Raw genomic sequence first — 260 nt, 5'->3', positions numbered from 1 at the left:
GCGGTCTGATTCGCCTGGACGTGACCTCCGACAGCGGCGCGCCGACCAGCAAGGACAACCCGGTTAACGGCACCTTAAAGGTGGACGTCGACGGGGAGATGTTCACGGCATACGTGTCCTTCAAGGTTCAGGGGGCGTCGTCTGCGGGATATCCGAAAAAGAACATGAAATTCGAGCTGTTTGCCGACGCGGCGCACACCGAAAGCGTCAGCCTGAAAATCGGCGATGTGGTGCCGAAGGACAAATGGATTTTCAAGGCG

At 58.1% G+C, this 260-nt stretch carries 1 pseudogene; it reads left to right on the top strand.

The features are described 5' to 3' along the window. Window positions 1–260, top strand: a pseudogene (locus CWM61_RS28685) (spore coat protein CotH); the annotation flags it as partial.

The sequence above is a fragment of the Klebsiella sp. K-Nf6 genome, assembly GCF_002806655.1.
Lineage (GTDB): Bacteria > Pseudomonadota > Gammaproteobacteria > Enterobacterales > Enterobacteriaceae > Klebsiella > Klebsiella variicola.
The sequence above is the reverse complement of the archived record's forward strand: the minus strand, read 5'-3'. Positions and strand labels throughout refer to the sequence as shown.